The 19,664-nt window shown below is 55.3% G+C and carries 22 protein-coding genes and 2 pseudogenes; 15 read left to right on the forward strand and 9 right to left on the reverse strand.

Translation table 11 applies throughout. From position 1 onward, the window contains the following. Positions 1-416: 416 nt before the first annotated feature. Entirely contained in the window at positions 417-548 is a 132-nt protein-coding gene (locus tag IGS16_RS15445) for a hypothetical protein (protein WP_297086908.1), read from the reverse strand. 177 nt (positions 549-725) lie between these two features. Between IGS16_RS15445 and IGS16_RS15450 the strand changes: the two genes are divergently transcribed. Both IGS16_RS15450 and IGS16_RS15455 read left to right on the forward strand, forming a co-directional pair. Then, a complete protein-coding gene (locus IGS16_RS15450) occupies positions 726-1,259 on the forward strand; it encodes a DUF4330 domain-containing protein (RefSeq protein ID WP_172354959.1) in 534 nt (177 codons plus the stop codon). Positions 1,260-1,491: 232 nt separating this feature from the next. After that, positions 1,492-2,436, forward strand: a complete 945-nt coding sequence (locus IGS16_RS15455; RefSeq protein WP_297086910.1) for a glycosyltransferase — start codon at positions 1,492-1,494, stop codon at positions 2,434-2,436. 38 nt (positions 2,437-2,474) lie between these two features. Here IGS16_RS15455 and IGS16_RS15460 read toward each other — a convergent pair whose 3' ends face one another. From IGS16_RS15460 to IGS16_RS15470, 3 genes are read right to left on the reverse strand one after another with little or no spacing between them, the layout of a single operon-like run. Continuing rightward, a complete protein-coding gene (locus IGS16_RS15460) occupies positions 2,475-2,876 on the reverse strand; it encodes a biopolymer transporter ExbD (protein WP_297086912.1) in 402 nt (133 codons plus the stop codon). Continuing rightward, on the reverse strand, positions 2,860-3,510 hold the full coding sequence (locus IGS16_RS15465; protein WP_172354965.1) for a MotA/TolQ/ExbB proton channel family protein: 651 nt from the start codon (positions 3,508-3,510) through the stop codon (positions 2,860-2,862). Before IGS16_RS15465 ends, IGS16_RS15460 begins: the two co-directional genes overlap by 17 nt. Positions 3,511-3,533: 23 nt before the next feature. Further along, a complete protein-coding gene (locus IGS16_RS15470) occupies positions 3,534-4,283 on the reverse strand; it encodes a DUF2993 domain-containing protein (RefSeq protein ID WP_297086914.1) in 750 nt (249 codons plus the stop codon). A 530-nt stretch (positions 4,284-4,813) separates the two neighbouring features. On the opposite strand from IGS16_RS15470, the gene IGS16_RS15475 reads away from it, so the two are divergent. The 6 genes from IGS16_RS15475 to IGS16_RS15500 all read left to right on the forward strand — a co-directional run bounded on the left by IGS16_RS15475 (position 4,814) and on the right by IGS16_RS15500 (position 10,589). Continuing rightward, positions 4,814-5,731: an NAD(+) kinase gene (locus IGS16_RS15475; protein ID WP_297087087.1), complete on the forward strand. Its 918-nt coding sequence runs from the start codon at positions 4,814-4,816 to the stop codon at positions 5,729-5,731. A gap of 184 nt (positions 5,732-5,915) precedes the next feature. Next, positions 5,916-6,266 (forward strand): DUF565 domain-containing protein, encoded by a 351-nt coding sequence (locus IGS16_RS15480; protein ID WP_297086916.1) that lies wholly within the window; start codon positions 5,916-5,918, stop codon positions 6,264-6,266. A 29-nt stretch (positions 6,267-6,295) separates the two neighbouring features. Then, positions 6,296-7,390, forward strand: a complete 1,095-nt coding sequence (locus IGS16_RS15485) for a glycerate kinase (protein ID WP_297086918.1) — start codon at positions 6,296-6,298, stop codon at positions 7,388-7,390. Positions 7,391-7,482: 92 nt separating this feature from the next. Next, on the forward strand, positions 7,483-8,895 hold the full coding sequence (gene secD, locus IGS16_RS15490) for a protein translocase subunit SecD (protein WP_297086920.1): 1,413 nt from the start codon (positions 7,483-7,485) through the stop codon (positions 8,893-8,895). A gap of 76 nt (positions 8,896-8,971) precedes the next feature. Then, complete coding sequence (gene secF / locus IGS16_RS15495; protein ID WP_297086922.1) at positions 8,972-9,958, forward strand: protein translocase subunit SecF; 987 nt, start codon at positions 8,972-8,974, stop codon at positions 9,956-9,958. Between the two features lie 121 nt (positions 9,959-10,079). After that, positions 10,080-10,589, forward strand: coding sequence for a hypothetical protein (locus IGS16_RS15500; protein WP_297086924.1), 510 nt, complete (start codon positions 10,080-10,082; stop codon positions 10,587-10,589). Here IGS16_RS15500 and IGS16_RS15505 read toward each other — a convergent pair. Continuing rightward, the gene (locus tag IGS16_RS15505) at positions 10,530-10,745 is read right to left on the reverse strand and encodes a hypothetical protein (protein ID WP_297086926.1); all 216 of its coding nucleotides are present in this window, start codon (positions 10,743-10,745) and stop codon (positions 10,530-10,532) included. The two genes, IGS16_RS15500 and IGS16_RS15505, sit on opposite strands and share 60 nt — an antisense overlap. Before the next feature lie 27 nt (positions 10,746-10,772). On the opposite strand from IGS16_RS15505, the gene IGS16_RS15510 reads away from it, so the two are divergent. Next, positions 10,773-11,147 carry a hypothetical protein gene (locus IGS16_RS15510; RefSeq protein ID WP_297086928.1) on the forward strand — a complete coding sequence of 125 codons (375 nt, stop codon included), beginning with the start codon at positions 10,773-10,775 and terminating at the stop codon, positions 11,145-11,147. Between the two features lie 173 nt (positions 11,148-11,320). On the opposite strand, the gene IGS16_RS15515 is transcribed toward IGS16_RS15510, so the two are convergent. Continuing rightward, positions 11,321-12,766, reverse strand: coding sequence for a sugar transferase (locus tag IGS16_RS15515; RefSeq protein ID WP_297086930.1), 1,446 nt, complete (start codon positions 12,764-12,766; stop codon positions 11,321-11,323). Between the two features lie 1,035 nt (positions 12,767-13,801). Then, a complete protein-coding gene (gene raiA, locus IGS16_RS15520; RefSeq protein ID WP_297086932.1) occupies positions 13,802-14,467 on the reverse strand; it encodes a ribosome-associated translation inhibitor RaiA in 666 nt (221 codons plus the stop codon). A gap of 173 nt (positions 14,468-14,640) precedes the next feature. Here raiA and lipB point away from each other — a divergent pair, with 173 nt between their 5' ends. Then, the gene (lipB, locus tag IGS16_RS15525; protein ID WP_297086934.1) at positions 14,641-15,333 is read left to right on the forward strand and encodes a lipoyl(octanoyl) transferase LipB; all 693 of its coding nucleotides are present in this window, start codon (positions 14,641-14,643) and stop codon (positions 15,331-15,333) included. Between the two features lie 335 nt (positions 15,334-15,668). Here lipB and IGS16_RS15530 read toward each other — a convergent pair whose 3' ends face one another. Beyond that, positions 15,669-15,824 (reverse strand): hypothetical protein, encoded by a 156-nt coding sequence (locus tag IGS16_RS15530; protein ID WP_297086936.1) that lies wholly within the window; start codon positions 15,822-15,824, stop codon positions 15,669-15,671. A gap of 101 nt (positions 15,825-15,925) precedes the next feature. Here IGS16_RS15530 and IGS16_RS15535 point away from each other — a divergent pair, with 101 nt between their 5' ends. From IGS16_RS15535 to IGS16_RS15550, 5 genes and pseudogenes are all read left to right on the forward strand, one after another. Next, the gene (locus IGS16_RS15535) at positions 15,926-16,339 is read left to right on the forward strand and encodes a hypothetical protein (protein ID WP_297086938.1); all 414 of its coding nucleotides are present in this window, start codon (positions 15,926-15,928) and stop codon (positions 16,337-16,339) included. A gap of 9 nt (positions 16,340-16,348) precedes the next feature. Continuing rightward, positions 16,349-16,423 (forward strand): annotated as a pseudogene (locus IGS16_RS15540) (IS1 family transposase); the annotation flags it as partial. Positions 16,424-16,772: 349 nt separating this feature from the next. Beyond that, the gene (locus IGS16_RS15545; protein WP_297086940.1) at positions 16,773-17,072 is read left to right on the forward strand and encodes a hypothetical protein; all 300 of its coding nucleotides are present in this window, start codon (positions 16,773-16,775) and stop codon (positions 17,070-17,072) included. A 130-nt stretch (positions 17,073-17,202) separates the two neighbouring features. Continuing rightward, positions 17,203-17,324 (forward strand): annotated as a pseudogene (locus IGS16_RS22370) (type I glyceraldehyde-3-phosphate dehydrogenase); the annotation flags it as partial. Positions 17,325-17,414: 90 nt separating this feature from the next. After that, positions 17,415-18,842: a DNA cytosine methyltransferase gene (locus IGS16_RS15550; RefSeq protein ID WP_297086942.1), complete on the forward strand. Its 1,428-nt coding sequence runs from the start codon at positions 17,415-17,417 to the stop codon at positions 18,840-18,842. On the opposite strand, the gene IGS16_RS15555 is transcribed toward IGS16_RS15550, so the two are convergent. Next, positions 18,834-19,586, reverse strand: coding sequence for a SinI family restriction endonuclease (locus tag IGS16_RS15555; protein ID WP_297086943.1), 753 nt, complete (start codon positions 19,584-19,586; stop codon positions 18,834-18,836). The genes IGS16_RS15550 and IGS16_RS15555 overlap by 9 nt on opposite strands. Between the last annotated feature and the right edge of the window lie 78 nt (positions 19,587-19,664).

The raw sequence follows: 19,664 nt of genomic DNA on the forward strand, positions 1-19,664 counted from the left end.
GGCCGATGATGTAGTGGCGCAGGCGGCGACGGCGCGGCAGTTCGCAGGTGAGCGGCGGCAGCGAAAACTGGGTCGCCTCCGAGCGTGGGGACGACCAGGTGTATTGAATTGTTAGCATTTGGGGTTTCCTCCAGGAAACGAGTAGGGTAGGAAACCCCGAAATGTTGGCCGCCCCCGGAGGTGAAGCGCTGGGACAGGGCGGCCTACAATGGACGCAGCCCTGAGACAGGCGGTAACTGTCGAGGGGTCAGGTGTTGGTAGGTGTTGCCGCATCTACCGACACCGTAGGTGACTAAACGACCAAAATTTCGGGGGGAAAGTGGGCTGCGTCGAAGGGAACCAACGGGCAGCTTGATGGACGATTGTACTGGATGCGATCGCCCCCGTCAATTGTCCTGCGCCAGCAGCAGCAACTCTCAGTATGGTGGCTCAGTTGGTACTGGGCGAGTGGTGCTGGGCGAGATATGTAGCTCCAGACCGTGCAGCATAAAGGTGAGCAGATGCTCCCAACTGTCGAAATACAGGCAGACTAGTCGTAGCGGGTTCATGCCCGCAAATCATCAAACAAGGTCTTAAGTCCCTCGACTGCCTAAATATTTTCCCCCTCCAACTACCTAGCTGCACCACCGTCATCCCGTCGTGCTACTCTTTCAGAGTCCGCTGCACTTGCAGTGGAGCAAAAATTTGGTTAAACCTGGTATTGCGTCGGCTAGAACGCTTCAGACATGGCTATTCTGGACTCGAAGGGACGGTTGTTTGGCAAGGTCAATATCCTGGATTTGGGCGCGGCGCTGGTGATGCTGCTGGTGGCGGTGGCAGTTTTTCTAGTGCCAGGAACGTCGGGTTCCTCGGTGGCGCAGCTTGGCGTACAGACCAAGCCCGTGCAGGTCGATACCATTGTGCGTGGGCTAACGGTCAGCGATCCAGCGGCGCTGGTGCAATCCTTGCAAGAGAGCAAAAAGGTCAATGTGATCATCCGTAACCAGCCCTATGGCGAACTGGACGTGGTGGGCGTAAAGCAGCTTCCCCGCTCGGTGGCGGTTCCCCAGCCCGATGGCACGGTGATTTCGCTGCCCGACCCGCGTCCAGAGTTGGACTTCACCCTGGACATGATGATTACCCTAGCCGGAGATGCCCAAATGACGGACGATGGGCCGGTGCTGGGCAACAACAAGGTGAAAGTGGGCACGCCGCTGGAATTGGAGGGACAAACCTTCCGGTTCAATGCGCCGGTGGTCGGTGTGCGAATTCAGGAATAAGCGTCCTCTATTTGGGACAGGTCGCCTGGCGGCTGCGCTAAGCTCAGAGTGATGTGCTGGCGGCCGTAGGCTGCTGGGGCTGGTGTCCGATTCTCCCAGGTGGCGTGCGAAAGAAATTGCTAGAGGCCCAACAACAGCTTGATTGGCAATCCAAAATCGCACATCCAATCGCGAATCCAAAATCGAGAATTGAGATTGCACCGCCTGATTCAGAACTTGTCTGAGGGAAAGCGTGTTCTTTAGCGTTGTTATTCCGACTTACAACCGCAAGCCGATTCTGGAAAAATGCCTGCGATCGCTCGAACAGCAGGTCATTCCGCCCAATAGCCCCATCGAAGGCTATGAAGTCGTTGTCGTAGATGACGGCTCGACAGATGAAACCGTCGGCTGGCTCCGGGCAAACGCCGCAGCATTGCCGCACGTCCGCCTGTTTCTGCAAGATCACCAGGGGCCGGCCGCGGCTCGGAACCTGGGCGTAGAAAAAGCGACAGGCGACACGATTATCTTTATCGACAGCGATCTGGTGGTGACGGAGGTCTTCTTGCAGGCCCACGCGGCGGCGCTGGCGGAAGGCGCAAAGCGGCTGGGGAGCGATCGCCTCTTTACCTACGGCCGCGTGATCAATACCTGCAATTTCGACGACCCGACGGCTGAGCCATTTAAGGTGACGGATTTTTCGGCGGCGTACTTTGCCACTGGAAACGTGGCGATCGCCCGTCACTGGCTGGAGCAAGCGGGGCTGTTTGACACGCGCTTTCAGCTCTACGGCTGGGAAGATCTAGAACTGGGCGTTCGCCTGAAAAACCTGGGTCTAACCCTGGTGAAATGCCCCGAAGCCGTTGGCTATCACTGGCATCCGCCCTTCGCCCTCAGCCAAATTCCCAACCTGATTGACAAAGAAATTCAGCGCGGCCGCATGGGCGTGTTGTTCTATCAAAAGCACCCCACCTGGGACGTGCGCCTGATGATCCAGATGACCTGGCTACACCGCATCCTGTGGGGCGTGCTGTCTCTCGGCGGACGGCTCAACGAGCGCACCCTCGCGCCCCTGCTGCAATGGCTGATTGACCAGGGCAAACCGCAGCTTGCGCTCGAAATCGCCCGCGTGTTCCTCAACTGGTACAACGTCCAGGGCGTTTACGCCGCCTACGATGAGTTCCTTGCCTCCAAAGCCTGAAATCCAAAATCCAAAACCCACAATCTGTCTCAAAATTCTTAGGGACGTTCCGTGGCGATCGCCAGCCGCACATTTGGAATCGCCCGCAGCCGATCCATCACCGCCACCACCTGACCGTGGGGCACAGCCTTGTCGGCATTAATCACCACCAGCGGCGAATTGCCCCCGTCCGTCCGCTGACGCACCGCCGCATCCAGCGCGTCTAGCGTAACCGGCTGTCGGTTTAGCGACAGGTTCCCGCTAGCGTCAATCGTGACGACGGTTTGCTCCTGGGGTTGCAGATCTGCCGTCGCCGCCCCTGGCAAGTTCACAGGCAACCCCTCGGAGCGCGTCAGAAACAGCGTAGACAGGACAAAGAAGGTGAGAATCGCAAAAATCACGTCAATCATCGGCACAATGTTGATCGACGGCGGCGGATCTGGCTCACTGGGTAGGCGCATAGGGAGGACTCCGATATTCCTGACGGCGGCGGTGCAGCAGTTCCAACTGGCCCCCGTATTCCTGAATCAGCGCCACCTGCCGCTGATATAGGCCGCGAAACGTGTTGGCAAACAGGAGCGTGATAATTGCCACAATCAGCCCAGCAGCGGTGGAAATGAGCGCCTCGCTGATGCCCGCTGTCACCCCTGCGGTCTGCGTACCGCCGAGATCGCCCAGTCGCAGCGAGCTAAAGGACTGGATCAACCCCAGAATCGTGCCCAATAGCCCCAGCAGCGGCGCAACGCTGATCACTGTATCGAAGACGGTGTTGAACCGTCGTAGCAAGGGCAGTTCTGCCTGGGCCGCGCTCTCCAGCGCCAGTCGAAACTCGTCTGGCGTGGCCTGCTCTAGCTCCAGCGCCGCCAGGAAAATGCGAGCCATAGGCAAGTTGGCGTGCTGCTCTAGCTTTTGAAACGCGGCGCGGGGGCTGCGGCGATAGAGGGCCAGCGTGTCCTGGATGACGCGATCCTGCTGGCGGGTCAACTGCCACCAGAACACCAGCCGCTCTAGCACTAGCGCCATCGCCAAGATCGATAGCCCCAGCAGCGGCACCATCACCAGACCGCCCGTGGCGAGTAGGTTAGGAATTGACATGAAACGGGGCAAAAAGGGCGACTTTACCCAGAACCGGGAAAGTGATCTATTTGAGCATACCCGGTAAACACCAGTTTTTTGCCGTGAGTTTCCAGGCGGTTAATCCGCACCATCACGCCATCCAGATCAAACCGATCTAGATCCACCATGCCGTCTAGCACCTCAGCAAAGGCAAGGCTGACGATTTTAGAGAGCGATCGCCCCTCCTCAGGCACCCCTGCTGGGTCAAACTCGGCATTTTGAAAGCGGATCTGTCGGCGCTTTTCAACGGCGATCGTAGACCGCAGGCTAATCGGCAGATCCTTCCGGTTTGGCAAATCAACCCTTGCGCCAACATGTACCTGGTTTTCAGGCATCAAGGTAATATGGACATCCCGAAAAGACACCGGTTCGCCGCCCGATAGATTTGTCAGCGCCTCCATCTCCACATTCACCAAATGCTGGCGCACCAAATCAGCGTCAAAAGCTTTATTAATCCCGTCCTCTGTCAGAATCACCTGCGCCACGGCCTGCGTCGGCTGCTTTAGGCGGAGCTTCCCACTCAGCGCCGATGCCGGGTCAATCGACACGGCATCGGTGGTAAACGACATTTCTTCGACCCGGAAATCCCGCCGAATCACCAGGTTGCGGCCCTGCATCTTGAAGCTGTCGATGCTGCCCTGCAACAACTTGCTGGAGGGAAAGCAGCGGATCTGCACATCGATGGCTTCGCTGCTCGTGAACAGGTGGCGGATGGACTGGTTTGCAACCGCATTCAGCACCTGCTCACCCATATCCGTATTGAGTGGGCGTGTGAAACCAGTAAAACCGCCAAACATAGGCTTTATTAAAAGGGTATCCAGCAGTAGGGTGGTTGGAGGCATCCGCAGCGGATCGTCCAATTCTTGTAACGAATTTGTAACGAAACCACCTCACTTGTAACAAGTATTCACAAAAGTCGCAACTCAAAGCAGAATTGGGGAGATTGGAGAATCCGCATGGGGTCATTAGCTGGGATTATCAGTCTGTATCAGGGGCGATCGCCCCATCCCCTGCCAACTCCTGAGCAGCAACGTGCAAACTTCTACGGTTGGACATAATCTAAATAGTAAGGGAATGATGGGTCAGCCTAGAGCGCAGCTCTATCTCGGCTAGCTCTCTTTTGGTCGCTCTTGGCCGCTCTTGCAGAGGCGTGTTGCCTGGGTTCAAGCTGCATCGCTGCTGCGGAGCCAGTCTGGGGGGCGATCGCCAGATTCGCCGACTCAACTCTAGGTGCGCCCCTTTCTCTCAACGATTGCCCAACCACCAGAACCGGACGCTGAGTGTGCCCAAAATCGGGATTATCTACAACGACATCAAACCTGTGGCCTGCCGCATTGCGGAGGAACTGAGCGAGAAAATTGCAGGCTATGGCTGGGAGGTACACCTGGCAACCGGAATGGGCGGCATCCTGGGATATTCCAAGCCAAACCGGCCCATGTGTCATACGCCGATCGCCAGTCTTGCCCCCACCGGGTTTGACGAAGACATGGCGCTGGCGGTGGTGCTGGGCGGAGATGGCACGGTGCTGGCGGCCTTCCGGCAGGTGGCTCCCCACGGCATCCCGCTGCTGGCCATCAACACGGGGCACATGGGCTTCTTGACCGAAACCTATTTGAACCAGCTTCCTCAGGCAATTGAGGCAATTTTGGCGCAGGACTACGATATCGAAGAGCGCCTGATGCTGACGGTTCAGTTGTTTCAAAAGGACGTGCTGGCCTGGGAGGCGCTCTGCCTGAACGAGATGGTGCTGCATCGAGAGCCGCTGACCAGCATGTGCCACTTCGAGGTGGAAGTGGGCCGCCACGCGCCCGTCGATATCGCCGCCGACGGCATTATTCTCTCGACCCCCACGGGGTCCACCGCCTACGCGCTGTCGGCAGGCGGCCCGGTGATCACGCCCGACGTAGCCGTGATGCAGTTGGTGCCGATCTGCCCGCATTCGCTGGCCTCTCGCGCCCTGGTTTTTTCTGCCACAGAACCCGTTACAATCTACGCAGCCAATCCTGATCGCCTGGTGATGGTCGTGGACGGCAACGCAGGCTGCTACGTGTGTCCTGAAGACCGGGTGCGCGTGCAGCGATCGCCCTATCCTGCCAAGTTTGTGCGGCTAAAGCCACCGGAATTTTTCCATGTCCTCCGCGAGAAACTGGGCTGGGGTCTGCCCCATGTCGCCAAACCCACCTCCGTCGAGCTGCCTTAATCCACGCAATGTGCAACTTTGCCGATCCCCCTCACCCTAAATCCCTCTCCCAGAACGGGAGAGGGACTTCAAGCTTCCCTTGCTCCCCTTCTCCCGACCTGGGAGAAGGGGTCGGGGGATGAGGGCAGATTGAAAGTTTCACATCGTGCCTTAATCCCCAACTCCTAATCCCCAATCCCCAGAAATGCAGGACACTCGCCTGACTCGCCTCCTCAACGGTACGCTGGGCCAGTTTGACCAATGGCTGCTCAATCCCTGGCGGCGGATTTCGCTGGTGGTGATGAGTTTGCTGCTGGGAAATTTTCTGGCGGGGGCGGTGGCCACCACAGCCGGAGCAACTTCGGAATGGGACATTTTGGTGTCAGCCCTGATGGTGGTGATGACGGAGACGATTAGTCGCTTTGTGTATTGGCAGCGGCGATCGCAGCTTGTCAACGGCCGCCCGCGCCCGTCCATCGTGTCAGAGATGCTAAACGCCATGAAAATGGGGCTGACCTACGGACTGTTTTTGGAAGCCTTCAAGCTGGGCAGCTGAGGCGCAGCCGAGCTTTGGCAGGACGCATCGTGGCAACTCAGAACGCTCCATTCCAGAATCTCCTGGCGCGACTCGCTGACGAACCGTTTCATCGGCAGGGTTCCGATCCGTCCGCAGCGGTTTCGTTGCTGAGGGCAGATTGGCTGGCACGGGGCTGGCGACCTGAGCAGTTTGGGCTTGCCGAAGCCCAGTTAGATGACTGGATGATCACCCAAGCCGAACAATTTCAACAGGCGTATCGGGCGATCGCCCCCCTTTGCCAGGATGAACTCGGCTGGGACGCAGTGCCCCTAGATCTGCTGTGGGGTCTGTGGCTGCCACTGGCAGAATGGCTCAAGCAGCGCTGGCGATTGCACTCGCGCCCTCTGATTCAGGGCATCTTGGGCGGCCAGGGCACGGGCAAATCGACCCTGGCGCGGCTGCTGCGCGGCATTTTGGAAGCAGACGGGCTGCGGGTGGTATGCCTATCGATTGATGACTTGTACAAAACCTGGGGCGATCGCCAGCGGTTGCAGCAGGTCGATCCGCGATTGCGCTGGCGTGGCCCCCCCGGCACTCACGATGTGGATCTGGGAATTCAGACGCTCCAAGCCCTGCGGCAGGGCAACAGTCCTGTGCTGCTGCCCCGGTTCGACAAATCGCTGCACCAGGGCCAGGGCGATCGCACTGCGCCAGAGCCAGTTTCCGGTGCAGACTTGGTGCTGTTTGAAGGCTGGTTTGTCGGGCTGCGACCCATCGACTCAGCCGCCTTCGACGACGCGCCACCGCCCATTCTCACCGCCGCCGACCGAGCCTTTGCCCGCGACTGCAATACCCGCTTAGCAGACTATCTGCCGCTTTGGAACCTGCTGGACGGGCTGATCGTGCTGCGCCCCGAAGACTATCGCCTCAGCCAGCAGTGGCGCAAACAAGCCGAACATCGCATGACTGCCGCTGGCCGCCCCGGCATGAGCAATGCCGAAATCGACCAGTTCGTGGAATATTTCTGGCGATCGCTCCATCCTGCGCTGTTTTACCCGCCGCTGCTGCGGGATTCTGAGCAAGTGGATTGGGTGGTGGAGGTGCGGGCAGATCGGCAAGTGGATCGCGTTTGGAAGGGCAGAGGGAATGGCAGGACAGCATGATCCTCGATTTCCACAGTTCCACCCCAAGGCGCTAACGCCCCAACACTCCCCAAATCCGGCTATCATAGCGATTGTCGTATGAGCTACAAAGCATGGGCAGACAGCGTTCTCTCCTGGCGTTGATTTTACTGTTGGCGATCGCCGCGGCGGTTTTGCTGACGCAGCGACCGCTGAATTTGGGTCTGGATTTGCGGGGCGGGTCACAGTTGACGCTCCAGGTCAGCCCCACTGCAGAGGTGCCCGAAATCACCCCAGAGAAGATGGAGAGCGTGCGGGCGGTGGTAGAACGCCGGGTCAACGGGCTGGGCGTATCAGAGGCGCTGGTGCAGACGGTGGGCGACACGCAGCTTTTGGTGCAGCTTCCGGGCGTGAGCGATCCGGCCCAGGCAGAGCGAGTGTTGGGCGACACGGCCCAGCTCGATTTTCGCCAACAGCGCCAGGGCACAGAGGCCCAGCTTCGGGCAGAATATCAAGTGCTGCAAGGCTTGCTCGTGCAGCAGGCGAATCTAGAAATTAACAACGCAGACCCGGCAGAATTGGCCGAAAACCGAGCCGCCATCGAGCGCAGCAACCAGGCGATCGCCAGCTTGTTCGACAAAGTAGGGCTGACGGGCGACATGCTGCGAAACGCCTACGCCCAGCCCATCAGCGGCAACGCCTGGGAAGTGGGGCTGGAATTTAACGAGGAGGGCGGCCAGAAATTTGCCGAAATGACCAAAGCCGTAGCGGGCACAGGCCGCAGCCTGGGCATTTTCCTAGATGACGATCTGCTCAGCGCTCCTACCGTAGACGTGAAATATGCCGAAACGGGCATCGTCGGCGGCCGCGCCAGCATCAGCGGCGGCTTTGACGCACAGCGGGCCGGGGAACTGGCGCTGCAACTGCGGAGTGGGGCGCTGCCTGTGCCGGTGGAAATTGTCGAAAACCGCACCGTCGGCGCAACTCTGGGCCGCGACAGCATTCAGCGGAGTATCTATGCGGCGATCGCCGGCCTCATTCTCGTCCTCATCTTTATGGTGGTGTATTACCGCCTGCCGGGTCTGCTAGCTGATATTGCTTTGGTCGTCTACGCGCTGCTCACCCTGGCGCTGTTCAACCTGCTCAACGTCACGCTCACGCTGCCAGGGATTGCCGGGTTTATCCTCAGCATCGGCATGGCGGTGGATGCCAACGTGCTGATCTTCGAGCGCACCCGCGAAGAATTGCGGTCTGGCAAAACCCTCTACCGCTCCGTAGAATCTGGCTTCTATCGTGCTTTTTCCAGCATTTTGGACAGCAACGTCACCACGCTAATTGCCTGTGCTGCCCTGTTCTGGCTGGGGGTGGGCCTGGTCAAAGGCTTCGCCCTAACGCTGGCCATTGGCGTGGTCGTCAGCATGTTTACCGCGCTGACCTGTACCCGCACGCTGCTGCTCACTGCGCTGTCGGTTCCCAGCCTGCGGAAGCCCAGCTACTATAGCCCCGGCGTGTCCAATTCCCCCTCGGCTCGGCCCTCTTCGACCTGAGAAGGTTTGAGCATTTCTCGAAACAAGGCTCCGCTCTGCCGTTCATTTCTGCCGCACGTCTGGCAAAGGCAACTCCATGAAACTGCACGTCATCAAACAGCGCAACCTCTGGTGGGCGATCTCTGCCGCGTTCATCCTCAGTGGACTGGCAGCGATGTTGATCTCCTGGCAAAACTTTGGTGCGCCGCTGCGGCCTAGCCTCGACTTTGTGGGCGGCTCCCGGCTCCAGCTAGAGCTGGCCTGCGCCCGCGAGAAAACCTGTGAGCAGCCCATCGATCCAGCAACGGTGCGGTCTGTTCTGGCAGAACAGGGACTAGCAAGCAGCAGCATCCAGGTATTAGGAACCGAGCAAGATGCCCTGCTGATTCGCACTTCGACGCTGAATGTGGAACAGCGAACCGAACTCCTGCAAGCCCTGGAGGCCAAGCTGGGCAAATTTGACCCTGCTGCAACCCAGATTGACACCGTGGGACCCACGCTCGGTCGGCAGATTTTCACATCGGGGCTGCTGGCGCTGCTGGCGGCCTTTGCGGGCATTATGGTCTACCTCAGCCTGCGGTTCCAGTTCGACTATGCTCTGTTTGCGATTGTGGCACTGCTGCACGATGTGCTGGTGACGCTGGGGCTGTTTTCGATTCTGGGTCTGGTGTCAGGGCTGGAGGTGGATAGCCTGTTTATTGTGGCGCTGCTGACGATTGTGGGCTTTTCGGTGAATGATACGGTGGTAATTTACGATCGCATCCGGGAGCGCATCAAGGAAAGCCCGGGCCGCCACATCAACGACATCGTAGACGAAGCGGTAAACCAAACCCTAACCCGCTCCATTAACACGACATTGACCACCATCTTGAGCTTGGTGGCAATCTTCCTGTTTGGTGGAGAAACGCTGAAATACTTTGCCCTGGCGCTGATTGTGGGATTTGTAGCAGGTGCTTATTCCAGTATTTTTATCGCCAGCACGCTGCTGGCCTTTTGGCGAGAGCGGACGGGACGGGCGATCGCCCAGCCAGAACCCGTTGCCGACGGCCCGCTAGACATTACTCCCAACCCAGAAGATGCCTGACCACCCAGGGCATCTAGACAGCGCCGACACAGTTTTACTTAGATATGGCTTTGAAATGGCTTTTTTGGAAATGGCTTTTTTGAAATGGCTTTTTTGATGTAGCTTCTCAGACGTGGCTTCTATGTGGCCCAAACCGATTTGGAAAAAACCTGCGGCCCAGCCAGATCCCTTTCCCACAGATTCAGACTTTCAGGCTGAAGTGGAGCGGCTGCATCAGCACTGGATGAACATGCGCTGGCGGTGGCTGAGGCTGTTGTGGCTGGCGGTCGTGCCGCTCTCTCTTTGGCACCTGCGCGATGAAATTGCGCTCTGGCGGCAATATTTCACCTGGACTGCTGTGCGCTACGGGCTGATCTACCATCCCCTGGCCGCCACTGGGCTAATTCTCTGCGCTAGCCTCACGGTTTCAACCCTGCTTTGGCAAAGTTACGCCCTCTTGTTTGGCATTCCTGCCGATCACCGCCGTCGCCTGAGTGAGCGCGTTCTAGAAATTCGCCAGCGGGGGCCAAGGCATCCTCTGTGGCGCAGGGTGTGTCAGTCGTTTCAACCTACAGCCTCGGCGACCAGTCTGCTATCTCAGCACCCCCCACACGATCAGCCACACCCCCAGCGCCGCAAACGCGCTCCCTAAAACCATATCCTGCCAAAAGGTTCGACTTCGCTGCCCTGACGCTTGCACTTCGTTCCAGGCTTGCAACAGCAGCAGCCCACCCACAAATACCAGCACAATGCCCGTGGCTCGCATGGTTGCTTTGGAAATCGGATCATTGGATATCAGCAGTCTCATCGGCCAATCCTCCCACACTCCCCAACCGTGACTCAACGGCGATCGCTCTCCTATCTTCTGGCAGTGCTGCTAGGCATTGTAATAGCACTGCTGCTGTTCACGCCGCTGCGATTTGCGGCCCTCAGTTGGGTGGGCATTCCGGTTTCGATTCGCTCGGTGCAGCGGATGCCGTTTGTTTTCAGCGTGCCAGTCCGAGTGTCGGGCGTGGTGGGCGATCGCGCTCCGCTTGTAGATGCGCTGCTGTATGAACTGCAAGACAACACAGGCAGCATCTGGGTTCTATCGACAGACAGATCTGTTCAGTCTGGAGAGCAGCGAACCGTGCGGGGCAGGCTGATGTTTGAGAGCATTGTGATCGACGGAGACGAACAGGGCGAAGTTTATTTACTCAGCAGTGAATAAACGCTTAAGCGCCGCAGGAGAGCCATAATCTCCAGGAGAGCCGTTATAAGAAGAAATAAGAAGAAGCGAGAGAGCATTGTGCCCTCCCGCTTAAGTTGTATAGCCTTTAATAGGCTGCAAAAATATGCTGAAAACAGGCGATCGCAAGCTTTTCTCAAACGCTCAGAGAGGGCTTAGTAAGCACCGCTCTTGCCAATAACCACCTGAACCGTCTTCAGCAGAATCTTTAAGTCAAGCCAGAGCGACCAGTTGGTGATGTAGATCAAGTCAAGCTGCACGGCCTTCTCAAAATCGGTGATATCCGAACGCCCTGAAACCTGCCACAGCCCCGTAATCCCAGGCAGCACCTCTTGCCGAATGAAGTGGCGCTCTTGAAAGCGCTCAACATCTCGCACAGGCAGGGGGCGCGGCCCCACGAAGCTCATCTCACCCACCAGCACATTAAACAGTTGCGGTAGCTCATCCAGGCTATAGCGACGCAGGAACTTGCCGATTCGCGTAATCCGGGGGTCGTCCTTCATCTTGAACAGCACGCCGTCCTTCATCTCGTTCTGCGCCTCTAGCACGGCTTGAAGCTGAGCCGCATTCTGCACCATTGTGCGGAACTTCCAGACCTTGAACTTGTTGCCATGCAGCCCAACGCGGGTTTGCCGGAAGAAGATGGGCCCCGGAGAATCCATCCGAATCAGCAGGGCGATCGCAATGTAGAGCGGAGAAAACACCAGAATGGCGATTACCGCGCCCCAGAAATCAAAGAACCGCTTGACCCAAAAATCACTGCCGACCAGAACTGGCGCTTCCAGCGTCAGCGTCGGCAACTCACCCATCATCCGAAACTGAGACTTGGGAAACGAGGAGGCAATCTCACCTGGCAAGATACGAAGTGTGATACCCGCCGTTTGAAAATGCCAGCAAAGGTGGAGTCGGTTTTGAATCGAAGTCCAAGAAACAAACAACTCTGCGATGCCAAGCTCTCGGACTCGTCGAATCGTTTCATCTCGATTGCGTCGGTCTAGAGCACGGGCACTCGCCACCCCCATCAGGCGATAACGATTTTCTTTTTCAATCAATTGAATATTTCGCTGCTGCTCATCATCATCACAGATTAGAAACACTGGATAGCAAGCTGCACCGCGCTTGCGAACGATCTCAGTGCCTCGGTCAATCAAGAACCGACCACCGCATACAAATGCCACACTCAGGAACCAGGAAATCAGAAACGTCGAGCGCGAGACATACCGATCTGGCTCGTAGAGGAAGGCAATCAGCAGCAGCAGCCCTTCCGCCAGCGAAAGCGCTTTGACAACTCCCAGATAGTCTCGACGGGGCAGCCCCGAACCGTATAGCCCTCGCGAAATCATGACTCCCAGCTTGACCGCCAGAATGAGCGGCAAGAAGGAGTAGCGGCCTAAACTGCTCCAAGGGGAGTCCAACTCAGTTCCTAGAGAAACCGCTAGCCCCCAAGCCAGTAAAATCGCAGCGCCATCCGACACGAGCAAACTGAGCATCCGCACCCAGCCAATTGCCACACCTCGACGGAGTTGAGTAAAGGCGGGCGATCGCAAGTCGGATAGGGTTCTAGATGCCGAACCGAGCGAGAGGGATTTTATGGAAACCATCTCTTTTGAATCTCCAGCTAACACTCAAACGTAACCGAAACACATGCACCCAAGATATGCACCCAAATCATTCACCCAAGACCAGAGCAGCCATGCACCCAAAACCAGGCGTTAAGACCAAAGTCGATAAGGCAACAAGCCCGAACTCTGGTACAAGAGACACTCTGCCGACGAACCCAGAACCGAATCAACAGAACAGAGCGGGACTAAAACGCTCGTCAAAGTACACTTCAGCACCCGTTGGAACACCATATTGCCTGAGATCGGTTAGACACTTGACGAGCCTAAAAGACTGGTACACTGGCACCACCTCAGGAGCCATCTGCGCCTACCTCAGTGAAACCACTCACCTCAGAATTGGACAGTAACCAAGCTGACTTCTTAAACTTTTTAAGAAACGACTGCATATACGTACAACTTAGACCGTGTAACTACGGACAGAAAGAGGTATCTGGTCAGTCCACTAAATCTTTATCGTTCCCGACCCGTGTATGAATTTACTTTGTAGAGCGTAGATTAACTGAATCGCAAAAGAGTCTGATACTCCTACCCCCAGGTCTTTACGGAAAATTCACGGTGCTTTTATGGAGGCATCATGAAGTGCTTCTATACACATAGGCTAGTTATGTATACGTATCCTCTTTTCAGGGACGCTACGTAAGGACTCAAATAAAGTTTGGACATAGAGTTATGACTAACGTACTAGACTGAGCACTTCACCAACCAAGTTGATACCAATCCTCCTAAGTGGCGATACAGATGAAATTTCCAGCAGCCCCACAGGTGCTTGATTAGCAGTCCAAAATCGCAAGTCCAAAATCGGTCTAATCCCATGTTGCTTGCTCTTTCAGGTGCTTGGTGAGGTCATGGCTGCGGGCTTCAAGGGCGCAGGTTCTGCTAAAACCAAAACGGGAGCCAAGCGAAACCGCTGGACTCCCGTTTTTTGTTAAAGGGCGGTCAGTCGAAGTGATTAGTAACCCTCAGACTGCCGGAATTTAAGCGAACGAATAGGCATGGGTCAACGCACCCTGCCGTCTAGGTTCCTCTATGAACCGAAGCAGTCGTCGAAGGCGTGTAGGCTTTGGTGCCATTTTGAGCGGCTTTGCCGTTGCCATTTTCGGCAGGGTGGTGGCCATTGGTGCGGCGCGGCTGAATCACGCCATAGCCGCCGTGATTGCGTTCGTAAATCACGTTGATTTCGCCCGTCTCGGCGTTAAGAAACATATAAAAATCGTGATCTACCAGCTCAAGCTGTTCTAGCGCCTGCTCGATGGTCATTGGCGGCATGGCAAAATACTTGCTTCGCACCACCTCCGAGGGCAGTTCGGGTTCGCGATTGGCGAGCAAGTCGGCATCAACGGGTTGATAGGGCAACACCTCAGCCGTGCGGATGGGTGTGTGTGTGTTCCGCTTTTCTTTGAACTTGCGGAGCTGGCGGCTAATTTTGTCCGCCACGAGGTCGATGCTGGCGTAGAGGTTTTCGCTGCTTTCTTCGGCACGAACCACCGCGCCGTTTGCGTAGATCGTCACCTCAGCCGTTTGTCGAGGGTTAATCCGGGGGTTGCGAGCTACCGACAAACACACATCCACTTCGGTCGTCAGGTTTTGGAAATGACTGACTGCCTTTTCAACTTTCTGACGAACGTATTCATGGAGTGCATCGGTGATCTCAATGTTTTTGCCCTGGATGACAAGCTTCATAGAGCTTCCTCCCCTTAATGGTGGGTATTCAATTACCCTGTTGTAGTGGGTATATTTTCACCCTAGCACCTTGTATTCTGGACGACGGATTCGTTACATAATGCTTTGCAAGCTGTGATGATTCTTGATTTGTTGGCAGGTGCAGACTGTCGCTTTTGGGCAGGATAAGTCCTTTGGTAGATCAACGGGTAAATCAACTATCCAGCCGTATTTGCTGGCTTTGGGAAGCGGGACTTGTACCTTACAAAACGGCCTGGGAATGGCAGCGATCGCACGTCAATCGCCTGATCCAGCAGCCCGATTCCCCAGACCTGCTGCTTTTACTGGAGCATCCACCCGTCTACACGCTGGGGCAGGGGGCAACGCTAGATTTTGTGAAGTTTGATCTTGAGCGGACGGATGCAGAGATTCACCGAGTCGAGCGCGGTGGCGAAGTGACGTATCACTGTCCAGGGCAACTGGTGGGCTATCCAATTTTGAACCTGCGGCGCTATCGGCAGGATTTGCACTGGTATTTGCGGCAGTTGGAGGAGGTAGTGATCCGGGCGATCGCCCCGTTTGGACTGGCAGGCGGCCGGATCGACGGGCTGACGGGCGTGTGGGTGGATGGGCGCAAGGTCGGCGCAATCGGCATCAAGGTGAGCCGCTGGGTGACGATGCATGGCTTTTCACTAAACGTGTGCCCGGAGATGCGTGGCTTTGGGGTGATTGTGCCCTGCGGCATTGGCGATCGCCCGGTGGGTTGCCTGGCCGACTGGATTCCAGAGATTACCGTGGCGGAGGTGCAAGGGGCGATCGCCCAGTCTTTTGCCGAGGTCTTTGAAGTAACGCTCCAGCCTTATTGCATAACCGTCAACGATCTGTAAATAAATTGGCAACTTTCCGGATTTTTTCGTATCTTCAAGAAATAGGGTGTTTCTCAAATTTCCGCAGCATTGCTGAAGCCAAAATCTGGTTTAAGCAGTAGCAACTTTTGCTATCTCGCGGATTCAAGAATCTGTTGATTCTGGTTGCTTCTGATACTCAGGATCTGCTTAGTCCCAGTTCAATTAATTCACCTGGGAGATCGCACTCTGCCAGTCTTCAGTCTGCAAACCCAATACTTCTGAAGTGCCCGCAGGCTCGCATTGCCTGATTTTCAGGACACTATGCAGGCATTTCAGCATAAGGTCGGTTGGCCTGGGTTCGGAATCCCGACAGACTAAGTTAAACGCTGTTTCCAGTCGCGCTGTTCCTGCTGAAACGCTGTTCCCAGTTGCATAACCTGCTTGCGTGTTCCGGTTGCATAGCCCGGTCGAACAGAGCGCGATCGCGCTAGCTCGTTGCACCCCAACTTCACCACCCGCCAAACATACACAGACAAACATACACAGACGCACACGCGCACCAGATCAGCCTGCGCTGCTTCGCCATCTCTCCTGTTCCACTCCTCCTCCCTCCTCCTCCCATACACCCTCCATGTTCCTCACCTCCCCTCACGACAACGCCGACCCGTCTCTGGCAGAACTGTTGGAGTTCAGTGCGCGTGCCCTCACCCGCAAGCGCGTGGCTCGTCGGCAGGCTGTGGGCACAACACCCGCCGTGCGACTGCCCGATGGGGACGTAGCGCTGGCAAGGGTAGAGCCAGGAAGCAGGCTTGCACCCCTGCCTGAATTGCCGATCGTCCCGCCTGTTGAAACGCCAACGCTGGCTCCTCTGCGCGATCGCGACCTGAAGGCGCTAGAAGACTGGTTTGCAGTGAAAAATCTGGATGAAATTGAAGCGGACGTGCTGGCAAACCTGGCGTTGCTGTTGCCTGCCCCCTGCTGGGAAGACGACCCCTTCAGTGCAGATGCCGCCGATGCCCTCGATTTTTTGGCAGAGTACCTGTAGCTCGTCAGCCGCTTGAGGCATCATCTTGCTCGCCTGCATCGTCATTCCAAGTTCATAGACAGGCTAAAGCACTCGATGCGTTAGCGACTCCACCACCTCAAGTTCGGCAAAGTGCCCATCCCACAACTGATTCATCCTTGAATTCAGCAAGGCCCAAAATTTTGCTTGCGCCCATCGGGCGTATCGACTACAATCGTCCATCAAGCTGTAATTTTTCCAAGACGCAGCTTATCTTCACTCCCCGAAAATTTGGCCGGTTCGTCGATTACGGCATTGGTAGATGCGCCAACACCTACCAACGCCTGACCCCAGGACAGAGTGAGCTGTCTCAGGGCTTTGCCTATTGTATGGCCGCCTTGAAACCTGCTTTGCGTCGTTTGGGCGGCCATCTTTTCGGGGTTTCCCTACCTCGTTTCCAAGGAGGAAACCCCAAATGCTGACAATCCAATACACCTGGTCGTCCCCACGCTCGGAGGCGACCCAGTTTTCGCTGCCCCCGCTCACCTGCGAACTGCCCCACCGTCGCCGCCTGCGCCACTGCATCATCGGCCTGCCCGAAGACGCACAGATGGCGATTGACCGGCTGCACCTGCTCCGCTATGCCGAACGCTTTGAGTGGACTCGCGCCCTGGAATTTCCGCCCAACGGCATCGTCCTCAATGCCGAGCAACCCGGCGAAGTGCTGCGCTGCCTACACCGTGAAGTCCGGAGCAACCCTGGCGCGAATGAGTAAGAACAGATAAAGAGGATTTTGGGTTTTGGGTTTTGGATTTTGGATTTTAGCAGGGCATCCCCGCCATCCAAAATCCAAAATCCCCAATCCAAAATCTCCCCATTCCCAAGCCAAACCATCGCAACCTCCTCAAGGGCTGATGACTCCGGTTCACTCTATCACCGCCACCTAGCCCACCGTCGATGGCCCCAGCAAAAAGGACTGGCGCGGCGGTGCGGCGCTTCCCAAAACATCATTCCCTCGTCCACAGGTGATGAGCCAAGAACATTAGTTCAGAATGCTTGCAAGCCCGTTACCCTGGCGATAGTATGGGTACCTAGTTTCAGTTTCGCTTCCGAAAGCATGGCGACCCAGTACCTCTCCGTAAAGGAAACCTCTGAAATCCTAAATTGCTCAGAGCAATATGTTCGTCAACTGCTCCGGTATGGCGAAATCAGAGGGGAACGGATTAGCAGCCGGTGGATTGTCGCATCAGAGTCCGTTCAAAACTACCGAATCAAAGGAGAAGATACAAGCTTAAGCATTCCTGATCATGGGCGACGCTCGTTTAAAAAAACCGATCTGAGAGCCTTGAGTTTTTTTTCTGGTTGCATGGGTTTGGACTTAGGACTAGAAAAGGAAGGCATCCAGGTTCTACTGGCTTGCGAAGTCGATACAGCCGCTCGAAAAACAATTGAGATCAATCGACCCGATATAGCGTTGATCGGGGATATTCGAGATTACTCAGCCTCAGAAATTCGAGAAAAGGCAGGGCTGAGTTCGACCGACGAAATTGATGTTATCGTTGGCGGGCCTCCATGCCAAGCCTTTAGCAGTGCAGGCAAACGTCAAGGATTCAATGACGAGCGAGGTAATGTCTTTTTGACGTTTATTGATTTAATCATTGAGTTGAAGCCGAGATTTGCAGTTATTGAAAATGTTCGAGGATTACTGTCTGCTCCGTTGAAGCACAGACCTCATGAAATGCGAGGAAAAAATTTTCCGCCATTGTCTCAAGATGAGCAGAGAGGCGGTGCCCTGCTCTTTATTGCTCAACGGCTCAGGGAGGCTGGGTACAGTATCTCTTTTAATTTGTATAATGCTGCTAATTTTGGAGCGCCGCAGCAACGGGAAAGGGTCGTCATTGCTTGTAGTCGGGATGGCGAGAAACTTCCTTACCTCACCCCCACTCATTCAGAAAAAGGTCTGTACGGATTGCCAACCTGGAAAAGCTTACGAGAAGCCTTACAAGGACTACCTGAAGATGGACATCATTTTGTCAAGTTTCCTGAAAAACGGCTCAAGTATTACAAGTTGCTAAAGCCAGGACAATACTGGCGAGACTTGCCAGAAGAACTACATCAAGAAGCGCTAGGAGCTTCTTATCATGCGGGAGGGGGAAAGACGGGTTTTTACCGCAGGCTAGCGTGGGATAAGCCCGCCCCAACCTTGGTTACCCATCCAGCTATGCCTGCGACTGATCTAGCGCATCCAGAGGAAGATAGACCCCTTAGCATTGAAGAATATAAGCGTATTCAAGAGTTCCCAGACGATTGGATTATTGCAGGCACCTTACTCGATCAATATCGACAAGTAGGCAATGCTGTACCTTGCTCTCTAGGAAGGGCGATCGCCAGGATGTTGCTATCTCATTTAAAGGGTGAGCAGCCTCTAAATTACCCAGATTTCCCGTATTCCCGCTACCACAAAACGGATGATGTCAATTGGATGAAGGAGATGGGTTGTTTTGAAGAATCCTCAGTAAAGCAGCTATCTCTCAACTTAGTTTGATAACCCTGATAGATCCTGCCAAGGATTATTTAATTCAATAGCGAGGGCATTTGGGTTAGCTAACAAAATGCGTTGAACAAAAGTAACAAAATTTTCTTCTGAAAATCGATCCGTACTGTACTTGTCATTGAAATAAGACCATCGGTAGGAACCCGTTCTAGCATCAACCCGATACCATTTTTCAATGGGTCGATTAATCCTTACTCTAGAGGATGAACTGTTTTCTGAGTTGCTTCGGTTCTTGACCTGCAAAAGAGAGCCATCGACATTGCAAAAATCTACGTGCCGAACCGATTCTCCCCAACAACAGTACCAACCGTAATCAGCAAGCTGCTCAGCTAAAAATTCTTCTAACAGTAGTCCCTGGATGTTTTCGGCAGACATCGATAGCCTATGAGCATATTTGATTTGCTCGAGCTGTTCTGTTGTTAATCCTGGCAATCGAGCATTGATGATGATACTGACGATTGGATCGGCGACTGTACCTAGGGGTTTCGAGAGTCGTCTGGAAATTCGACTGTTATAGCTATCGTTATATTTCTTTAACCAAGTCTTGGCTAACATTTCTGGTGTATGGGCTTTTAGGGTTGGAGAAAGTCCTGGATTTCTATAGCAGGCTGTGAGAATCGTTCGATGCGCTTCAAGGAGTGGATGGGCTTGCTGTGAGAAAGCATCTTGAAAGACTTGTAAGAAACTTTCTTCAGAGCTTGAAGCGTTGATCACGCTATCGAAGTTAACGGACATTTAATATTTTCCCCTCCAGACATACAAGTCATGCAACAGAAATGACCGCCATTGTATGCGATAGCAGCTTTCTTAGAC

This window comes from Thermoleptolyngbya sp. C42_A2020_037, from assembly GCF_015272455.1.
GTDB lineage: Bacteria > Cyanobacteriota > Cyanobacteriia > Elainellales > Elainellaceae > Thermoleptolyngbya.

What these genes read in the sequence shown, in the direction of transcription:
- IGS16_RS15450 (WP_172354959.1), top strand. Translation starts at nt 726, where the DNA reads ATGGCTATTCTGGACTCGAAGGGACGGTTGTTTGGCAAGGTCAATATC.
- IGS16_RS15515 (WP_297086930.1), bottom strand. Translation starts at nt 12,766, where the DNA reads ATGGTTTCCATAAAATCCCTCTCGCTCGGTTCGGCATCTAGAACCCTA.
- IGS16_RS15480 (WP_297086916.1), top strand. Translation starts at nt 5,916, where the DNA reads ATGCAGGACACTCGCCTGACTCGCCTCCTCAACGGTACGCTGGGCCAG.
- IGS16_RS15550 (WP_297086942.1), top strand. Translation starts at nt 17,415, where the DNA reads ATGGCGACCCAGTACCTCTCCGTAAAGGAAACCTCTGAAATCCTAAAT.
- IGS16_RS15500 (WP_297086924.1), top strand. Translation starts at nt 10,080, where the DNA reads ATGTGGCCCAAACCGATTTGGAAAAAACCTGCGGCCCAGCCAGATCCC.
- IGS16_RS15545 (WP_297086940.1), top strand. Translation starts at nt 16,773, where the DNA reads ATGCTGACAATCCAATACACCTGGTCGTCCCCACGCTCGGAGGCGACC.
- IGS16_RS15555 (WP_297086943.1), bottom strand. Translation starts at nt 19,586, where the DNA reads ATGTCCGTTAACTTCGATAGCGTGATCAACGCTTCAAGCTCTGAAGAA.
- IGS16_RS15505 (WP_297086926.1), bottom strand. Translation starts at nt 10,745, where the DNA reads ATGAGACTGCTGATATCCAATGATCCGATTTCCAAAGCAACCATGCGA.
- raiA (WP_297086932.1), bottom strand. Translation starts at nt 14,467, where the DNA reads ATGAAGCTTGTCATCCAGGGCAAAAACATTGAGATCACCGATGCACTC.
- IGS16_RS15460 (WP_297086912.1), bottom strand. Translation starts at nt 2,876, where the DNA reads ATGCGCCTACCCAGTGAGCCAGATCCGCCGCCGTCGATCAACATTGTG.
- IGS16_RS15445 (WP_297086908.1), bottom strand. Translation starts at nt 548, where the DNA reads ATGAACCCGCTACGACTAGTCTGCCTGTATTTCGACAGTTGGGAGCAT.
- secF (WP_297086922.1), top strand. Translation starts at nt 8,972, where the DNA reads ATGAAACTGCACGTCATCAAACAGCGCAACCTCTGGTGGGCGATCTCT.
- secD (WP_297086920.1), top strand. Translation starts at nt 7,483, where the DNA reads ATGGGCAGACAGCGTTCTCTCCTGGCGTTGATTTTACTGTTGGCGATC.
- IGS16_RS15470 (WP_297086914.1), bottom strand. Translation starts at nt 4,283, where the DNA reads ATGGGTGAGCAGGTGCTGAATGCGGTTGCAAACCAGTCCATCCGCCAC.
- IGS16_RS15535 (WP_297086938.1), top strand. Translation starts at nt 15,926, where the DNA reads ATGTTCCTCACCTCCCCTCACGACAACGCCGACCCGTCTCTGGCAGAA.
- IGS16_RS15465 (WP_172354965.1), bottom strand. Translation starts at nt 3,510, where the DNA reads ATGTCAATTCCTAACCTACTCGCCACGGGCGGTCTGGTGATGGTGCCG.